18 protein-coding genes and 1 tRNA gene are annotated in these 16,418 nt (G+C 67.1%); 12 read left to right on the top strand and 7 right to left on the bottom strand.

The features are described from left to right. Position 1: 1 nt before the first annotated feature. The 3 genes from PGN37_RS19105 to PGN37_RS19095 are packed head-to-tail and all read right to left on the bottom strand — an operon-like array spanning position 2 to position 3,113. Complete coding sequence (locus PGN37_RS19105; RefSeq protein ID WP_335332571.1) at positions 2–862, bottom strand: NAD(P)-dependent oxidoreductase; 861 nt, start codon at positions 860–862, stop codon at positions 2–4. Continuing rightward, entirely contained in the window at positions 859–1,623 is a 765-nt protein-coding gene (locus tag PGN37_RS19100; RefSeq protein WP_335332570.1) for an SDR family oxidoreductase, read from the bottom strand. The genes PGN37_RS19105 and PGN37_RS19100 overlap by 4 nt, the downstream gene beginning before the upstream one ends. 23 nt (positions 1,624–1,646) lie before the next feature. Next, positions 1,647–3,113 (bottom strand): aldehyde dehydrogenase, encoded by a 1,467-nt coding sequence (locus PGN37_RS19095; RefSeq protein WP_335332569.1) that lies wholly within the window; start codon positions 3,111–3,113, stop codon positions 1,647–1,649. 174 nt (positions 3,114–3,287) lie between these two features. Here PGN37_RS19095 and PGN37_RS19090 point away from each other — a divergent pair, with 174 nt between their 5' ends. The 9 genes from PGN37_RS19090 (at position 3,288) to PGN37_RS19050 (ending at position 10,571) form a co-directional block, all read left to right on the top strand. Next, on the top strand, positions 3,288–3,884 hold the full coding sequence (locus PGN37_RS19090) for a TetR/AcrR family transcriptional regulator (RefSeq protein WP_335332568.1): 597 nt from the start codon (positions 3,288–3,290) through the stop codon (positions 3,882–3,884). Continuing rightward, positions 3,881–5,089, top strand: a complete 1,209-nt coding sequence (locus PGN37_RS19085) for a cytochrome P450 (protein ID WP_335332567.1) — start codon at positions 3,881–3,883, stop codon at positions 5,087–5,089. Before PGN37_RS19090 ends, PGN37_RS19085 begins: the two co-directional genes overlap by 4 nt. Next, the gene (locus tag PGN37_RS19080) at positions 5,089–5,910 is read left to right on the top strand and encodes an SDR family oxidoreductase (RefSeq protein ID WP_335332566.1); all 822 of its coding nucleotides are present in this window, start codon (positions 5,089–5,091) and stop codon (positions 5,908–5,910) included. Before PGN37_RS19085 ends, PGN37_RS19080 begins: the two co-directional genes overlap by 1 nt. Continuing rightward, complete coding sequence (locus PGN37_RS19075) at positions 5,907–7,268, top strand: cytochrome P450 (RefSeq protein ID WP_335332565.1); 1,362 nt, start codon at positions 5,907–5,909, stop codon at positions 7,266–7,268. The genes PGN37_RS19080 and PGN37_RS19075 overlap by 4 nt, the downstream gene beginning before the upstream one ends. 2 nt (positions 7,269–7,270) lie before the next feature. Then, on the top strand, positions 7,271–7,495 hold the full coding sequence (locus tag PGN37_RS19070) for a ferredoxin (protein WP_335332564.1): 225 nt from the start codon (positions 7,271–7,273) through the stop codon (positions 7,493–7,495). 2 nt (positions 7,496–7,497) lie between these two features. Next, positions 7,498–8,037, top strand: a complete 540-nt coding sequence (locus tag PGN37_RS19065; protein ID WP_335332563.1) for a nuclear transport factor 2 family protein — start codon at positions 7,498–7,500, stop codon at positions 8,035–8,037. An 88-nt stretch (positions 8,038–8,125) separates the two neighbouring features. Then, a complete protein-coding gene (locus PGN37_RS19060) occupies positions 8,126–9,259 on the top strand; it encodes an NDMA-dependent alcohol dehydrogenase (RefSeq protein ID WP_335332562.1) in 1,134 nt (377 codons plus the stop codon). A 6-nt stretch (positions 9,260–9,265) separates the two neighbouring features. Next, positions 9,266–9,709 carry a nuclear transport factor 2 family protein gene (locus PGN37_RS19055; protein ID WP_335332561.1) on the top strand — a complete coding sequence of 148 codons (444 nt, stop codon included), beginning with the start codon at positions 9,266–9,268 and terminating at the stop codon, positions 9,707–9,709. Next, positions 9,705–10,571 (top strand): SDR family NAD(P)-dependent oxidoreductase, encoded by an 867-nt coding sequence (locus PGN37_RS19050; protein ID WP_335332633.1) that lies wholly within the window; start codon positions 9,705–9,707, stop codon positions 10,569–10,571. Before PGN37_RS19055 ends, PGN37_RS19050 begins: the two co-directional genes overlap by 5 nt. On the opposite strand, the gene PGN37_RS19045 is transcribed toward PGN37_RS19050, so the two are convergent. Next, positions 10,561–12,222, bottom strand: a complete 1,662-nt coding sequence (locus PGN37_RS19045) for a long-chain-fatty-acid--CoA ligase (protein WP_335332560.1) — start codon at positions 12,220–12,222, stop codon at positions 10,561–10,563. The two genes, PGN37_RS19050 and PGN37_RS19045, sit on opposite strands and share 11 nt — an antisense overlap. 28 nt (positions 12,223–12,250) lie before the next feature. Here PGN37_RS19045 and PGN37_RS19040 point away from each other — a divergent pair, with 28 nt between their 5' ends. Beyond that, entirely contained in the window at positions 12,251–12,655 is a 405-nt protein-coding gene (locus PGN37_RS19040) for an HIT family protein (RefSeq protein WP_335332559.1), read from the top strand. On the opposite strand, the gene PGN37_RS19035 is transcribed toward PGN37_RS19040, so the two are convergent. Together PGN37_RS19035 and PGN37_RS19030 are read right to left on the bottom strand one after the other, a co-directional pair. Beyond that, the gene (locus tag PGN37_RS19035) at positions 12,648–14,150 is read right to left on the bottom strand and encodes a sensor histidine kinase (RefSeq protein ID WP_335332558.1); all 1,503 of its coding nucleotides are present in this window, start codon (positions 14,148–14,150) and stop codon (positions 12,648–12,650) included. The genes PGN37_RS19040 and PGN37_RS19035 overlap by 8 nt on opposite strands. Continuing rightward, a complete protein-coding gene (locus PGN37_RS19030) occupies positions 14,128–14,844 on the bottom strand; it encodes a response regulator transcription factor (RefSeq protein WP_335332557.1) in 717 nt (238 codons plus the stop codon). Before PGN37_RS19030 ends, PGN37_RS19035 begins: the two co-directional genes overlap by 23 nt. Before the next feature lie 94 nt (positions 14,845–14,938). Here PGN37_RS19030 and PGN37_RS19025 point away from each other — a divergent pair, with 94 nt between their 5' ends. Both PGN37_RS19025 and PGN37_RS19020 read left to right on the top strand, forming a co-directional pair. Continuing rightward, positions 14,939–15,673, top strand: coding sequence for a hypothetical protein (locus tag PGN37_RS19025; RefSeq protein ID WP_335332556.1), 735 nt, complete (start codon positions 14,939–14,941; stop codon positions 15,671–15,673). A gap of 28 nt (positions 15,674–15,701) precedes the next feature. Then, positions 15,702–15,776, top strand: a tRNA-Thr gene (locus tag PGN37_RS19020). Positions 15,777–16,046: 270 nt separating this feature from the next. Here PGN37_RS19020 and PGN37_RS19015 read toward each other — a convergent pair. Next, complete coding sequence (locus PGN37_RS19015; RefSeq protein WP_335332555.1) at positions 16,047–16,415, bottom strand: hypothetical protein; 369 nt, start codon at positions 16,413–16,415, stop codon at positions 16,047–16,049. Positions 16,416–16,418: the final 3 nt, after the last annotated feature.

Genomic DNA, 16,418 nt, shown 5'->3' with positions numbered 1-16,418 from the left:
CTCACTCCTGTGCTGTCGAATTCATTTGCGGCAGGCCCAGACCGGCCGCCATGTCACGCAGGGCGATCTGCGCCATCGGAAGCTCCACGCCGACGGCGTCGCCCATCGTCAATGCCAGCCGCAGGTCCTTGTCGGCGAGCCCCCGGGTGTGGGTGAACATGTCGAAGAGCCAATGGTCGGAGGGCAGCGGTCCGAGGTCGTCGCGCACCATGATCGCGCCGGGTCCGCCGCTCTGCGCGTCACTGTGCCGGACGACCCGGCCCAGCTTCTGCAGATCGATACCGGCCGCGTCGGCGAGCCTCTGCGCCTCGAACGCGGCCGCGAAGCCGACGAACGTCAGCATGTTGCGCGCCACCTTCATCCGCGTACCCGCACCGGGCTCGCCCGCGCGGACCACCATCGAAGCCCACCGCTTGAAGACGGGCTTGACGATCTCGTAGGAGGCGTCGTCGGCGCCCACCATCACCGCGAGTTCGCCGTTGGCCGCCGCGGCGGCACCGCCGCTGACCGGTGCGTCGACGATGCGGATTCCCTTGTCGCGCAGCTTGTCCGCCAACTCCGGGGCGGTGTCGGGCTCGATCGTCGAGTGGATCGCGATGACGGTCCCTGGCCGCACATGGTCGGCGAGTTCGGCGACCACGGCACGGACCTGAGCGTCGGTCAGGACCGTCACGCTGATGACGTCGGCTGCGGCGACATCGGTCACGCTGTCGGCCAGCGTGGCGCCGGCTTCGGCCAGCGGTGTCATCGCCTCGGCTCGCATGTCGAACACGATGAGTCCGCCGGGCCAGTCGACCAGCCGCTTCGCCATCGGGGCACCCTGGTTGCCGAGCCCGATGTAGCCCAGCGTCGGCTCCGTCACGACCTGATGACCTGTCCACCGTCGACGTTGAAGATCTGGCCGGTGATCCACTTCGCCTGATCCGACAGCAGGAACAGGCACATGCCGACGAGATCGTCGGGTTGACCCATCCGCGACAGCGGAATGTTCTTGACGATGTCGGCGACCATCTCCTGCGGTGTGGTGGTGCGGTTGGCCTCGGTGTCGATCGGGCCGGGCGCGATCGCGTTGATGCGGATGTTCTGCCCACCCAGCTCGCGAGACAGCTGCTGGGTCAACCCGTTGATGCCGACCTTGGCCAGCCCGTAGAAGTTCGCGTACAGCCATGCGGCAGTGGACGACTGGTTGACGATCGCGCCACCACCGCGCTTGGCCATTTTGCGGTACACCGCGCGGGTGCACCACAGCGCGCCGTCGAGGTTCACGCTCATGAACTTGCGGTAGTACTCCGGGTCGACGGTGACCAGGAAGTCCAGCTTCATGCCGCCGAAGATGGCGGCGTTGTTGACCAGGTAGTCGATGCCGCCGAAATGCGACAGCGTCTGCGCTGCCATCTCTTTCGCCGATTCCGGATCGGACACGTCGACACGCACCGCCAGCGCGTTGCCACCCTCACCGGTGATGCCGTCGGCGACCTTCTGTGCGCCGTCGGTGTTGATGTCGGCGACCACGACGGCCGCACCCTCGCGGGCCAGCGCCTCGGCGTATGCCTGCCCGATGCCGCCACCGGCACCGGTGACGATGGCGACCTTGTCCTGGAACTGATCTCCGTACAGACCCACTGCTGTCTCCTTCGATTTTCTGCTCAGACCGCGGTGGCGATCGCCTTGATCTCCAGGTACTCCTCGAAACCCGCGAGCCCCATCTCCCTGCCGATACCGGATTGCTTGTAGCCGCCGAAGGGCATGTCGGCCGAGTACCAGACCCCGCCGTTGACATTGACGGTGCCCACCCGCATCCGCGCGGCGACCGCGGCGGCACGGTCCTCGTCTCCGGAGAAGACCGTGCCCGAGAGCCCGTAGGGCGAGTCGTTGGCGATGCGCACGGCGTCGTCGTCACCGTCATGGGCGATGACCGTCAGCACCGGGCCGAAGATCTCCTCGCGCGCCACCTTCGCGGTGTTGTCCAAGCCCGCGATCACCGTCGGCTCGATGAAGTAGCCGACGTCGCGGTCGGCGGGACGGCCACCGCCGCAGGCGAATCGGCCACCCTCGGCGATGGCGGCGTCGAGATAGCCCTGCACCCGGTCGCGTTGACGTTCGGAGATCACCGGACCACAGATGGTGCTGGACTTGTTCGGGTCGCCGGGCTTGAGCCCACCCATGGTGGCGGCCGCAGCCTCGACCGCCGCGTCGTACCGATCGCGAGGGACCACGAGCCGGGTGGTGATCGCGCAGCCCTGGCCGGCGTGCATCGACGCGGTGAACGCCGCCATCGAGCACGCTCCGGCCAGGTCGGCGTCGTCGAGGACCAGGAACGCGGACTTGCCGCCGAGTTCGAGGAACACCTTCTTCAGCGTCGCGGCACTGTCGGACATCACCGCGCGCCCGGTGGCGGTGGAGCCGGTGAACGACACCATGTCCACGTGGGGATCACGGGAGAGCAGCGCGCCGACGCCGTGATCGCTGGAGGTGACGATGTTGATCACTCCCGCCGGGAAGTCGGTGTGCTCGGTGATCAGTTCGCCGAGGATCGCTGCGGCCCACGGGGTGTCGGGCGCGGGCTTGAGCACCAACGTGTTTCCCGCGGCCAGCGCCGGACCCACCTTGGCGAGGTTGATCTGGTGCGGAAAGTTCCACGGCGTGACGGCGCCGACGACGCCGACGGCCTCGCGCGCGACGGTACGCCGTGTCTTGATGCCCATGGGGGCCGCGATACCGAGATCTGTTGTCCAGGAGTAGGACTCTGCGGTGTCGGCGCAGAAGCTGAGGTCCTCGACGGGACCCTCGAGCTGGGCCGCCGAGGTGAGCATGCGCGGTGCGCCGACCTCGGCGATGGTCAATTCGCGCAGCTCGTCGATGTGGTCGCGCATGGCCTGTTGCAGTTGACGCAGGCACCGCACCCGCAGGTCGGTGTCGGTGGACCAGCCGGTCTCGTCGAAGGCCCGCCGGGCGGCGGCGATCGCGGCGCCCATGTCGTCGGCGTCGGCGTCGGCCGCCACACCCAGCACCTCTTCGGTGGCGGGGTTCACCGTCGGGAACACGCCGGCACCGCCGGCGACGAGTGCGCCGTCGATGAGCAATTTGCTCTCACGGTCGGCCGAGATACCCATCCGCACTCCCTGTCTGAATTCTGGACAGCTGTCTGACAAAGCCCTCCGACGCACCATAGCGGTGCGGTCGACAGCAGGCAAGGACGACCGCCTCACCTTCGTTGATTCTGGCTTCGTACAGCTCTTTTCATCGATCACTTGCCTGTCGGTACAGGATTCCGATACGTTGGACATGTGTCCAGTGATGCCGTCACCGCGATCTCCGGCGCGGATCAGGCTTCCCGCCGCAACCGGCGGCAGGAGGAAACCTTCCGCAAGGTGCTCGACGCGGGCATGGCGATGCTGCGGGAGTCGTCGTACGCAGAGCTGACCGTGCGGGCAGTCGCCGCACGCGCCAAGGTGGCGCCCGCGACCGCCTACACCTACTTCTCGTCGAAGAACCACCTGATCGCGGAGATCTACCTGGACCTGGTCCGCCAGGTCGAGTACTTCACCGACGTCAACGACACCACAGCGGGCCGGGTCGAGAAGACGTTGCGCGCCATGGCGTTGACCCTGGCCGACGAACCCGAGGTGGCGGCGGCCTGCACCACGGCCCTGCTCTCGGGTGGCGATCCTGCGGTCCGCGCGGTCCGGGACCGCATCGGCGCGGAGATCCATCGCCGAATCCGCTCCGCCGTCGGCCCCGATGCCGACCCACGCACACTGGCGGCGCTGGAGATGACGTTCTTCGGCGCGCTGGTCAACGCCGGTAGCGGCGCCTTCACCTATCACCAGATCGCCGATCGCCTCAGTTACGTGGTGGGCCTCATCGTCGGAGACGAGTCATGACGACCAGCGAAATCCTGCTCGACCCCTACGATTACGCCTTTCACGAGGACCCGTATCCCTACTACCGTCGCCTGCGGGACGAGGCACCGCTGTACCGCAACGACGAGTTGGGGTTCTGGGCGCTCTCGCGACACCAGGACGTGCTGACCGGATTCCGCAACAGCACCTCGCTGTCCAACAAGTTCGGCGTGTCCCTGGATCCGGCGTCACGCGGCCCGCATGCCTCGAAGACCATGTCGTTTCTCGCCATGGACGATCCCGCCCACCTGCGGCTGCGCACTCTGGTCTCGAAGGGGTTCACGCCGCGCCGCATTCGCGAACTCGAACCTCGCGTCACCGAGATCGCCGTACGCCACCTGGACACGATGCTCGAGAAGGCCGCCGCCGGTGAGACCGTCGACTACGTCGACGAGTTCGCCGGCAAGCTGCCGATGGACGTGATCTCCGAACTGATGGGTGTCCCCGAAGCCGACCGCGCGCAGGTGCGGGCGTGGGCCGACGGGGTGATGCACCGCGATGAGGGCGTCACGGATGTGCCGCCCGCGGCGATCGAGGCGTCGCTGAACCTGATCGTCTACTACCAGGACATGGTCGCGCAGCGGCGCCGGCAGCTCACCGACGACCTCACCTCAGCGCTCCTAGAGGCCGAGATCGACGGTGATCGCCTCACCGACGACGAGATCCTCGGATTCATGTTCCTGATGGTCATCGCCGGCAACGAGACCACCACCAAACTTCTCGCCAACGCGGCGTTCTGGGGTCACCGCAATCCTGATCAGCTGGAGCCCGTGTACGCCGACCTGAGCCGGGTGGCGCCGTGGGTCGAGGAGACGCTGCGATTCGACACGTCCAGTCAGATCCTGGCCCGCACCGTCGACGGCGAGCTCACGCTCTACGACACCGTGATCCCCGACGGTGACATCGTGCTGCTCCTGCCCGGCTCGGCGCACCGCGACGAGCGCGTGTTCGACAGCCCCGACGACTTCGTCATCGGTCGCGAGATCGGCTCCAAGCTCATGAGTTTCGGCAGCGGTGCGCATTTCTGCCTGGGCGCCCACCTGGCCCGCATGGAGGCCCGTGTCGCATTGTCCGAACTGTTCGCCAGGATCCGCGGCTACGAGGTGGACGAGGACAACGCCGTCCGCGTGCACTCGAGCAACGTGCGCGGGTTCGCCCACCTGCCCATCGACGTGAAAGTGCGCTGATGCCCCGTTTCGAACCCCTGCCCGACCGCAGACCGGCGCTCGTCGCCGGCGCATCCTCCGGTATCGGCGCCGCAACTGCCGTCGACCTGGCCTCCCGCGGCTTCCCCGTTGCGCTCGGCGCCCGCCGGGTCGAGAAGCTCGAGGAGCTCGTCGGCCAGATCCGCGCCGACGGGGGTGAGGCGATCGCCGTCCATCTCGATGTGACCGATCCCGATTCGGTGAAGGCCTGTGTCGAGCAGACGACCTCCGAGCTCGGTGACATCGAGGTGCTGGTCGCCGGGGCGGGTGACACCTACTTCGGCAAGCTCGACTCGATCAGCACCGAGAGTTTCGAATCGCAGGTGCAGATCCACCTCATCGGCGCCAACCGGGTGGCCACCGCCGTGCTGCCGGGCATGCTGGAGCGGCAACGCGGCGACCTCATCTTCGTGGGTTCCGATGTGGCGCTGCGGCAACGGCCACATATGGGGGCCTACGGCGCGGCAAAGGCAGCGCTGGTCGCGATGGTGAACAACTACCAGATGGAGCTCGAGGGCACGGGCGTGCGCGCGTCCATCGTGCACCCGGGGCCCACGAAGACGTCGATGGGATGGAGCCTGCCGGCCGAGTTGATCGGGCCCGCCCTGGAGGACTGGGCCAAGTGGGGACAGGCTCGCCACGACTACTTCCTGCGCGCAGCAGATCTGGCACGGGCCATCACGTTCGTCGCCGAGACACCCCGCGGCGGCTTCATCGCGAACATGGAGTTGCAGCCGGAAGCGCCACTGACACAGACGAAAGATCGCCAGCGGCTCACGCTCGACGAGGAGAATCTCGCATGACCACGACGACGGCGGTCCCCCGGGTCTCCGGGGGTGAGGAGGAGCACGGCCACCTCGAGGAGTTCCGCACCGACCCGATCGGTCTGATGCAGCGGTTGCGCGACGAGTGCGGTGACGTCGGCTGGTTCCAGCTCGCCGGCAAGCAGGTCGTCATGCTCTCCGGCGCGGAGGCCAACGAGTTCTTCTTCCGCTCCACCGACAGCGAGCTCAACCAGGCCGAGGCCTACCCCTTCATGACCCCGATCTTCGGTGAGGGCGTGGTGTTCGACGCCGACCCCGAGCGCAGGGCGGAGATGTTGCACAACACCGCTTTACGCGGTGAGCAGATGAAGGGCCACGCCGCGACGATCGAGAACGAAGTCCGCCGGATGATCGAGAACTGGGGCGACGACGGTGAGATCGACCTGCTCGACTTCTTCGCCGAGCTGACGATCTACACCTCGACGGCATGCCTGATCGGTCTGAAGTTCCGCAATCAGCTCGATTCCCGGTTCGCGAACTACTACCACCTTCTCGAGCGCGGCACCGATCCGCTCTGCTACGTCGACCCGTATCTCCCGATCGACAGCTTCCGCATCCGTGACGAGGCGCGAGCCAGTCTGGTCGAGTTGGTGCAGGAGGTGATGACCGGGCGCATCGCGAACCCGCCGACCGACAAGAGCGATCGCGACCTGCTCGACGTGCTCGTCTCGATCAAGGACGAGGAGGGCAACCCCCGGTTCTCGGCAAACGAGGTCACCGGCATGTTCATCTCGCTGATGTTCGCCGGCCACCACACCAGCTCGGGCACCTCGAGCTGGACCCTGATCGAGCTGCTGCGTCACCCCGAGTACTACGCGCAGGTGCAGCAGGAACTCGACGATCTCTACGCCGACGGTCAGGAGGTGAGTTTCCATGCGCTGCGCCAGATTCCGAAGATCGACAACGCCCTCAAGGAGACCCTGCGACTGCATCCCCCGCTGATCATCCTGATGCGGGTGGCTCAGGACGAGTTCGAGGTGGCCGGCCATCCCATCCACAAGGGACAGATGGTCGCCGCCTCCCCCGCGATCTCCAACCGCATCGCCGAAGACTTTCCGGACCCCGACGACTTCGATCCCGACCGATACGACAAGCCACGCCAAGAAGACCTGATCAATCGGTGGACCTGGATCCCGTTCGGGGCCGGAAAACATCGCTGCGTCGGCGCCGCCTTCGCCCAGATGCAGATCAAGGCGATCTTCTCGGTCCTGTTGCGCGAGTACGAGTTCGAGATGGCGCAGCCACCCGAGAGTTACCGTAACGACCATTCGAAGATGGTGGTGCAGCTGGCCCGACCGGCGACGGTGCGCTACCGCAGGCGGATCGAGAAGGCCTGACCGTGGGGTGCTACCGGATCGAACTCGACGAGGACCTGTGCCAGGGGCACGCCATGTGTGAGCTGGAGGCACCGGACGTGTTCCGTGTTCCCAAACGCGGCGCGGTCGAGATCCTCGACGCCCGACCTCCCGACGAGCTCCGCGACGCGGTGGAGCTGGCCGTCGAGATGTGCCCTACCCGAGCCCTTTCCATCACCGACATTTCCGTCGACAACACAGAGGAGTGACGATGGCGTCCCGCGAACAACTGGAAGACTGGGTACAGCGCTGGCTGGACGCCAACCGAGCCGCCGAGGCCGCCGGTGACTGGAAACCGTTGGCAGACTTCTACACCGAGGATGCGACCTACGGCTGGAACATCGGCCCCAAGGAAGACGTCATGTGCGTCAACAAGGACGAGATCCGTGATGTCGCACTGGGTCTGGAGATGGAAGGCCTGGAGAACTGGGTGTACGAGTACCAGAAGGTGCTCATCGACGACAAGCAGAACGAGATCGTCGGCTTCTGGAAGCAGATCGCCAACAAGAGCGACGGCTCGAGCGACGAGATCTACGGCATCGGCGGCAGCTGGTTCCGGCTGAACGACCAGCTGCTGATCGAATGGCAGCGGGACTTCTTCGACTTCGGGCACGTGCAGAAGGCCTTCATGAAGCTCATCGAGTCCGGTGACCTCACGCCCACGATGCAGAAGCGCATCGAGCGCTCGCTGGCCGGCGAGAAACTGCCCGGCTACTACCCGATCGGCGAGGCGCCCGTCTCGATCTGGTGAGCCACCAAGCAGTTGCTTGGGGCGGTGTGATGTGGCTAACTAGAGCCTCTAGTCTGGATTGCACGAGCACTCGTCGAAAGCAGGAGATATGAAGACCAAAGGCGCCCTGATCTGGGAGTTCAACCAGCCCTGGTCGATCGAGGAGATCGAGATCGGCGACCCCGTCAAGGACGAGGTCAAGATCCAGATGGAAGCCTCGGGCATGTGCCACTCGGACCATCACCTGGTCACCGGCGACATTCCGATGGCGGGCTTCCCGGTGCTAGGCGGACACGAGGGCGCCGGCATCGTCACCGAGGTCGGGCCGGGCGTCGAGGGCCTCGAGCCGGGCGACCACGTGGTGCTGTCCTTCATCCCCTCCTGCGGCACCTGCCCCTCCTGTCAGGCGGGCATGCGCAACCTCTGCGATCTGGGCGCGATGCTGCTGCAGGGCACCGCAGTCTCGGACAACACGCACCGCATCCATGCCGTCAAGGACGGCACGCCCGTCATCCCCATGACGCTGCTCGGCACGTTCAGCCCGTACATGGTCGTCCACAAGAGCTCGGTGGTGAAGATCGATCCGTCGATCCCGTTCGAGGTGGCCTGCCTCGTGGGCTGCGGCGTCACCACCGGGTACGGCTCGGCCGTGCGCAGCGCGAATGTGCGCCCCGGTGACGACGTCGTGATCGCCGGCATCGGCGGCGTCGGCATGGGCGCCCTGCAGGGTGCGCTGACCGCGGGCGCCCGCAACATCTTCGCGATCGACCCGGTCGAATGGAAGCGCGACCAGGCGCTCAAATTCGGCGCCACGCACGCCTACCCCGACATCGGCGCCGCGATGATGGGTGTCGCTGAGACCACGCAGGGACGGATGGCGTCGAAGACGATCATCACCACCGGTGAGCTCAAGGGCGAAGAGATCGACAACTACCTCAACATCACCGCCAAGGGCGGCACCTGCGTGGTCACCGCGGTCGCCAACATGGCCAACTCCGACGTCACGCTGAACCTGTCGATGCTCACCCTGCTCCAGAAGAACCTGCAGGGCACCATCTTCGGCGGCGGCAACCCACACTTCGACATCCCGCAGCTGCTGTCGATGTACAAGTCGGGCCGGTTGAATCTCGACGACATGGTGACGCGCCAGTACAAGCTGGAGCAGATCAACGACGGGTACCGGGACATGCTGGAGGGCAGGAACATCCGCGGCGTGATCCGCTACACCGACGCCGATCGGTAGGCCGCGATGACCGAGGCAACGTTGGCACCGGTGGTCGCGGCGTCGCAGGCGTCGTGGCGCTGCGTGCAGAGCGGTGACCGCGACGGTTGGTTGGCCCTGATGTCCGATGACATCGTGATCGAGGACCCGATCGGGGAGGCCATCACCAACCCCGACGGCACCGGGGTGCGTGGCAAGGAGGCGGTGTCCGCCTTCTTCGACACGAACATCGGACCCAACCAGCTCCGCGTCATGTGCGAGGAGACGTTCCCGTCCAGCAGTCCTCACGAGATCGCCTACATCTTGGTGCTGGAGACCACGTTCCCGAACGGCTTCGTCGCGACGGTGCGTGGCGCGTTCACCTACCGGGTCGACGACGCCGGGCTGATCACGAATCTGCGCGGGTACTGGAACATGGACGCGATGACGTTCACCGAGGCGACGTCCGCCGAAGCGGGAACCACGCATTAACGAGCTGGCCGGCCGCGCCGCGGTCGTCGTCGGTGGCACACGCGGAATCGGGCGGGCCGTCGCTTCTCTGCTGGCCGACCTCGGTGCCGGTGTCGTCGTCAACGGCCGGGATTCCGGCGCCGTCGACGACGCCGTAGGCAGCATCCCCGGCGCCGTCGGGGTGGCGGGTTCACCGGCTGATCCCGCGGTCGCCGATGCGTTGATCGGCGAGTGCGTGCGGGAGTTCGGCCGCATCGACATCCTGGTCAACTGCGCCGGTACGGCCGAACCGGCCGGCTCGTCGATCCTCACCGCCACCGCCACGCAGTTCCAGGAGCTCGTCGACGCTCATCTCGGCACCGTGTTCCAGACCTGCAGGGCCGCTGCGCCGTTGATGGCCAGGCAGCGGTCCGGCGCGATCGTCAACACCGGATCGTTCGCGTTCCTCGGTGACTACGGGGGCACCGGCTATCCGGCCGGTAAGGGCGCCGTGAACGGCCTGACGTTGGCCGTCGCCGCTGAACTCGCCGAGCACGGAGTGCGCGCCAACGTGGTGTGCCCGGGAGCGAAGACGCGGCTGTCCAGCGGCCCGGACTACGAGGCGCACATCACCGAGCTGAACCGTCGTGGTCTGCTCGACGACGTCAGCATGGCGGGAGCGCTCGACGCCGCGCCGCCGGAGTACGCAGCCCCCACCTACGCCTATCTGGCGAGTGACCTCGCCGCCGACATCACCGGCCAGATCTTCATCGCCGCAGGCGGTTTCGTCGGACGCTTCGGCCGGCCCACGCCGCAGATCGTGGCGTACCGCGACCACCACGACGCACCGCCGTGGGCGATCGCGGAGATCTCCCAGAAAGTCTCGGAGCAGGTCAGGAGCTGACGCCGGGAAGTTCGTGGTCGCGATACTGCTTGCGCAGCTCGAGCTTGAGGATCTTGCCCGTCGCGGTGTGCGGCAGCTCGTCGACGAACACCACGTCATCGGGCAGCCACCACTTGGCGACTTCGCCGGACAGGTAGTCGAGGACGTCCTCCCGAGTTGCGCTGTGACCCTCGCGCAGCACGGCGACCAGCAGCGGACGCTCCTGCCACTTCGGGTGCGGAACCCCGATGACCGCGGCCTCGGCGACCGCCGGGTGTCCCAGCGCGGCGTTCTCCAGGTCGATCGAGCTGACCCACTCGCCGCCCGACTTGATCACGTCCTTCGCGCGGTCGACCAGCTGCAGATACCCGTCGGGGTCGATGGTCGCCACGTCGCCGGTCGGGAAGAACCCCTCCGCGTCGAGCTTCTCCCCGCCCTCCCCGCGGTAATAGCCGCTCGCGATCCACGGCCCGCGCAACCACACCTCACCGAAAGCCTCGCCATCCCAGGGCAATCGGTTGCCGTCGTCGTCGACGATCTTCAACTCGACACCGCAGATCCCGCGCCCCTGCTTCAGCATGATCTGGTTCTTCTCGGCCAGCGGCAGCCCGTCGTGCTTGGGCAGCAGCCGGCCGATGACGCACAGCGGGGAGGTCTCGGTCATGCCCCACCCCTGCATGGCCTGCGCACCGAAGTCCCGGTCGAACCGTTCGATCATCGACAGCGGCAGCGCCGCGCCACCCGTGCCCGCGATCCGCAGGCCGAGTTCGTGCGGGTCGATCTCAGGGTGGGCGTCGAGATAGGAGAACAGCATCATCCACACCGTCGGCACGCCCTGGGATTGGTTCACCCCTTCGGCTTTCATCAACTGGTACACCGATTCGCCGTCGAGGTGAGGGCCGGGCAGCACCAGCTTGGCGCCCACCATCGCCGCGGTGTACGGAGTGCCCCACGCGTTGGCGTGGAACATCGGCACCACGAGCAGGATCACCGATCCGCTGTGCACGTCGTTGGCGTCGCGCGCCGCGGCCATCAGGGTGTGCAGCATCGTCGAACGATGTGAGTACAGAACACCTTTGGGATTGCCGGTGGTGCCGGAGGTGTAGCACAGCGACGACGCGCTGCGCTCGTCGAACTCCGGCCAGTCGTAGTGCGTGGACTGGCGCCCGATGACGTCCTCCCAGCACAGCAGCGCACCGTCGGGTAATCCGGGCACCTCGGGCATGTGGGCGCGGTCAGCCATCGCGACGTAGGTGGTCACGGTGGTCAGCTCGGCCGCGATGTCGGCGACCAGCGGCGCGAACGTGGTGTCGAAGAACAGGATTCGATCCTCGGCATGGTTGATGATGTAGACGATCTGCTCGCGGAACAACCGCGGGTTCACAGTGTGCATCACCGCGCCCGAGCCCGAGACGCCGAAGTACAGCGCGAGATGGCGGTCGCTGTTCCAGGCGAGCGTGGCGACGCGGTCCCCGGCTTCCACACCCCATTCGGTCAGCGCGTTGGCCACCTGTTTGGACACGTCGCCGACCTCGCGCCACGAGGAGCGGCGCACCGTGCCCCTGGGGCCCTCGGTCACATGCGACACGATCTCCGCGTCCCCGTGGAACGCGGCGGCGTAGTCGATCAGCGACGAGATCAGTAATGGTCGGTCCTGCATCAAACCCAGCATGGCGCCAGGCTATGGAATGCTCGGTGCCATGGCGACCGTCTTCACCAAGATCATCAACGGCGAGCTGCCGGGCCGATTCGTCTACGAAGACGACGAGGTGGTGGCGTTCCTGACGATTCAGCCGATGACGCAGGGTCACACGCTGGTGGTGCCACGCGCGGAGATCGACAATTGGCAGGACATCGACGCCCCCGACTTCGCCCGCGTCATGGAGGTCTGCCAGCTGGTCGGCAAGGCGGTGTGCAAGGCTTTCGACACCGAGCGGTCCGGCGTCATCATCGCCGGTCTCGAGGTGCCGCACCTGCACGTGCACGTCTTCCCCGCACGCGACCTGGCCGACTTCGGCTTCGCGAACGTGGACAACGACCCGTCGCCGGAATCGCTCGACGAGGCGCAGCGCCGCATCAAGGCGGCGCTGGCCGAGCTCAGCTGACCGGGACGTCGACCGAGGCGGGCGCTCGGCCCTCGGTGGCCTCAGCAGCCTCGGCGATGCGCGGCAGGCTCACCCGGAACGCGCACCCCTGTCCCGGCGCGGTGGTCACCCCCACCGTGCCGCCGTGGGCGTAGACCAGCGAGTCGACAATGGACAACCCCAGACCCGTGCCGCCGCTGGCGCGGGCCCGCGACGAGTCGGCGCGATAGAAGCGCTCGAACACCCGCTGGGCGTCCTCGACACTCATCCCCGGCCCCTGGTCGCGCACCTCGAGGACCGCGGAGTCTCCCTCGGTGCCGACCCGCACGGTGACCGCCGCCGTCTCGGGAGTGTGCTGCAGGGCGTTGGCGACGAGGTTGGACAGCACCTGACGCAGTCGCGCCTCGTCGCCGAGGACCTCGGGGGTCCCCGGGCCGTCGAACACCTCCATACGGATCGGCCGGCGCGGTGCGATCGACTGCGCGTCGTGTACGGCGTCGCTGGCCAGGGCGAGAAGATCCACGCGGCGCTGCTCCAGCGGCCGCTGCGCGTCGAGCCGGGCCAGCAGCAGCAGGTCTTCGACCAGCAGACCCATCCGCCGGGATTCGCTTTCGATGCGGCCCATCAGCATCTCGACGTCGCGGGCCGCACCCTGGCGGTACAGCTCGGCGAAGCCTCGGATCGTGGTCAGTGGGGTCCGCAGCTCGTGGCTGGCGTCGGTGATGAACCGGCGCATCCGGTCCTCGGATTCGCGCGCCTGGTCAGCCGACGACTCGGAGGACGCCAGAGCACGCTGGATCTGGGCGAGCATGCCGTTCAGCGCCAGGGAGAGCCGTCCGACCTCGGTGCGGGGATCCCGTTCGGGAACGCGTCGATCCAGCTGTCCCGCGGCGATGGCGGCGGCGGTCTGTTCGACCTCGGCGAGCGGGCGCAGGCTGCGATGCACGACCGCGTATCCGACGATGCCGAGCACGAGCAGCACCGCGACGCCGATGCCCATCTGCGCGGCGACCAGCGCCCGGGTCGTCGACTTCACATCAGAGAGATCGATCGCGACCGTCGTGAGCTCCCCGTCGGCTCCCGGCACCGTCATCGCTCGCCATTCCACCGGGGAGTCGCCCTTGCTTCCGACCGTGACCGGGTCAGGGCCGACGTCGTTGTCGGCGGGCAACGCGGGTTCGGCATCACTGTCGTTGACCGCGACCCATGCGCTGCCGCCGGGTTCGATGACCCGCACGTAGTAGTCCGAGGGCGGCCTGCCCGTGTTCGGGCCCTGGTCCTCCGGGTCGGCGGGTGACTGCCTGGGCACCTGGGCCCAGCCCCGCGACGCGTCACGCAAGGTGTCGTCGACGCGGTTGATCAGCGTGTGATGCATGATCGTCGTGACTGCGATGCCCGAGGCCAGCAGCCCGCAGCCGACCAGCAGCAACGTCGCTGCGACCAGTCCTACTCGAAGCGGGATCCCGCGTCTGATGTGGGGCACATCCCCATTGTCACCGGGGTTCGCGAAGTACATACCCCACACCCCTCAGGGTGTGCAGCAGACGCTTGTCCCCGGTGTCGATCTTGCGGCGGAGATAGGACACGTAGGACTCGACGACGTTGACGTCGCCGCCGAAGTCGTAGCGCCAGACGTGGTCGAGGATCTTCGGCTTCGACAACACGGTGCCTGCGTTGATGATGAAGTACCGCAGCAGGGTGAATTCCGTGGGCGAGAGCGACACGGGATCGCCGGCCTTCCACACCTCGTGGGTGTCCTCGTCGAGCTCGATATCGGCGAACTTGAGCCGCGAGGTGCGCGGCTCCTGCACCCCGCCGCCCGCTCGGCGCAGGATCACCCGCAGCCTGGCCACCACCTCTTCGAGGCTGAACGGCTTGGTCACGTAGTCGTCGCCGCCGAGGGTCAGCCCGGCTATCTTGTCCTGCAGGGAGTCGCGTGCGGTCAGGAACAGCGCCGGGGCTTCGATCCCGTCGGCACGCAGCCTGCGCAGCAGCCCGAAGCCGTCCATGCCGGGCATCATCACGTCGAGGATGATGGCGTCGGGGCGCATCTCGCGCGCGAGGTCGAGTGCGGCCGGACCGTTGGATGCCGTGTGCACCTCGAAACCCTGGAACTTCAAGCTCACGGACAGCAGCTCGACGATGTTGGTCTCATCGTCGACCACGAGGATCCGAGCTTCGGGGATGCTTTCCTGCACTGGCATGGCCATGGTCCTCAGTTTCAACCCCTGAATTGGAAAACTGCTGCACGCTCGCTGTGTGGTTCCTGTGAGTTCATTCTTGCGCTGTTCCTAGACTGAGCGCATGAACCTCGCCAGATCCCTCAGCGATCTCGCATTGACGCCGGTACGGGTGGGTCTGGCCGTGGCCGATGCCGGGCTCGGGATGGCCGGCGGAGGGCTGGGCATCGCGCGCAAGGCGCTCGGTGAACCCGGGAGCGGAGTCCGCCAGCCACCCACCTCCTTCGCCGCGATGATCGGCGTCCAGGATGCCGTGGAGCGGGCCAACCGGCTGGCTCGCCTGATGGACGAGGACCAGCCGCTGGGCCGTGCGCTGGCGCCCGACGGCGCCCTGGACCGCCTGCTGCGGCCCGGCGGTGTGGTCGACAGGCTGACGGCCCCCGGCGGAGCGCTCGAGCGGCTGACCGAAGACAACAGCGGGCTGATGCGTGCCATCGAGCCCGGCGGCCTGGTCGATCAGCTGCTCGCCGAGGACGGGCTGGTGGACAGGTTGCTCGCCGAGGACGGGGTGGCCGACCGTCTGTTCGCCGAAGGCGGCGTGGTGGACACTCTCACCGCCCGCAACGGCCCCCTGGAACAGCTCGCGACGGTCGCGGACACCTTGAACCGGTTGACCCCGGGTCTGGAGGCACTCGAGCCGACGATCGAGGCGTTACGTGAGGCCGTGATCGTGCTGAGTCAGGTGGTGAACCCGCTGAGCAACATCGCCGACCGCATCCCGCTGCCGGGGCGGCGTCCGCGCGCCCGATTCATCGCGCGACCGTCGACACCGCAGCGGGTGATCGATGTCGAAGAGTGACTGCCCAGCCGTTAAGCTGACCTTTCACGCCTCCTTAGCTCAGCGGTAGAGCAACGCTCTTGTAAAGCGTAGGTCGTCAGTTCAATCCTGACAGGGGGCTCCACGACGGGCGGTCTGACGCCCGCAGTCGCGGCAAGCAGGTTTGCAGGCCCCGCCGCGACGAAGGGAAATACCAACGATCACAGTCCCGAAACGAAATCGGGGCCTTTACGCCCTTTTGCTGGCCGACTCCTGTGAGATGCGATTGAATGACGTGTACGTCGGGGGACGAAACCGGTTTCAAAAGGGGTTTTCTGTTGAGTTCCGCAGCGCACATCGGGCGCGTCGGCGCCCTGGCCGTCGCCCTGGGCATCGGGTCGGCGGTGTTCGCGGGTCAGGCATGGGCCGATGACACCGCCTCGCCCTCGGCATCATCGTCGTCGGCCTCGTCGTCGGCCACGTCGTCGACGTCGTCGGCAGAGAAGCCCTCGAGCGCCGCGGGCCCGAAGGCACGCACCACGCCGAGATCCGACCGCGCCGAGAAGCCACGGCGGTTCGGCAAGGCCGACAAGACGGACACACCTGACACCGCCGATACAGCCGATACCTCCGCGAAGCCGGCCGAAAAGCCCTCGAAGCGGCCGTCATGGAAGAAGCCTGACACCCGACCTGACACCAGGCCCGACAGCGCGAACACGACGTCGGAAGCCACCGACGCGGCCCCCGACTCGACGCCGGCGCCGTCGCGGTCGGCGCGACGCACTCA

Origin of the sequence: Mycobacterium kyogaense (assembly GCF_036946525.1) — a bacterium.
Lineage (GTDB): Bacteria > Actinomycetota > Actinomycetes > Mycobacteriales > Mycobacteriaceae > Mycobacterium > Mycobacterium kyogaense_A.
This window is presented reverse-complemented; position numbering and strand designations above follow the sequence as displayed.

Bases quoted from the DNA above. Each gene is read 5' to 3' on its own strand.
- PGN37_RS19095 (WP_335332569.1), bottom strand. From the start codon at position 3,113: ATGGGTATCTCGGCCGACCGTGAGAGCAAATTGCTCATCGACGGCGCA.
- PGN37_RS19085 (WP_335332567.1), top strand. From the start codon at position 3,881: ATGACGACCAGCGAAATCCTGCTCGACCCCTACGATTACGCCTTTCAC.
- PGN37_RS19080 (WP_335332566.1), top strand. From the start codon at position 5,089: ATGCCCCGTTTCGAACCCCTGCCCGACCGCAGACCGGCGCTCGTCGCC.
- PGN37_RS19075 (WP_335332565.1), top strand. From the start codon at position 5,907: ATGACCACGACGACGGCGGTCCCCCGGGTCTCCGGGGGTGAGGAGGAG.
- PGN37_RS19065 (WP_335332563.1), top strand. From the start codon at position 7,498: ATGGCGTCCCGCGAACAACTGGAAGACTGGGTACAGCGCTGGCTGGAC.
- PGN37_RS19060 (WP_335332562.1), top strand. From the start codon at position 8,126: ATGAAGACCAAAGGCGCCCTGATCTGGGAGTTCAACCAGCCCTGGTCG.
- PGN37_RS19055 (WP_335332561.1), top strand. From the start codon at position 9,266: ATGACCGAGGCAACGTTGGCACCGGTGGTCGCGGCGTCGCAGGCGTCG.
- PGN37_RS19045 (WP_335332560.1), bottom strand. From the start codon at position 12,222: ATGCTGGGTTTGATGCAGGACCGACCATTACTGATCTCGTCGCTGATC.
- PGN37_RS19040 (WP_335332559.1), top strand. From the start codon at position 12,251: ATGGCGACCGTCTTCACCAAGATCATCAACGGCGAGCTGCCGGGCCGA.
- PGN37_RS19035 (WP_335332558.1), bottom strand. From the start codon at position 14,150: ATGTACTTCGCGAACCCCGGTGACAATGGGGATGTGCCCCACATCAGA.
- PGN37_RS19030 (WP_335332557.1), bottom strand. From the start codon at position 14,844: ATGGCCATGCCAGTGCAGGAAAGCATCCCCGAAGCTCGGATCCTCGTG.
- PGN37_RS19025 (WP_335332556.1), top strand. From the start codon at position 14,939: ATGAACCTCGCCAGATCCCTCAGCGATCTCGCATTGACGCCGGTACGG.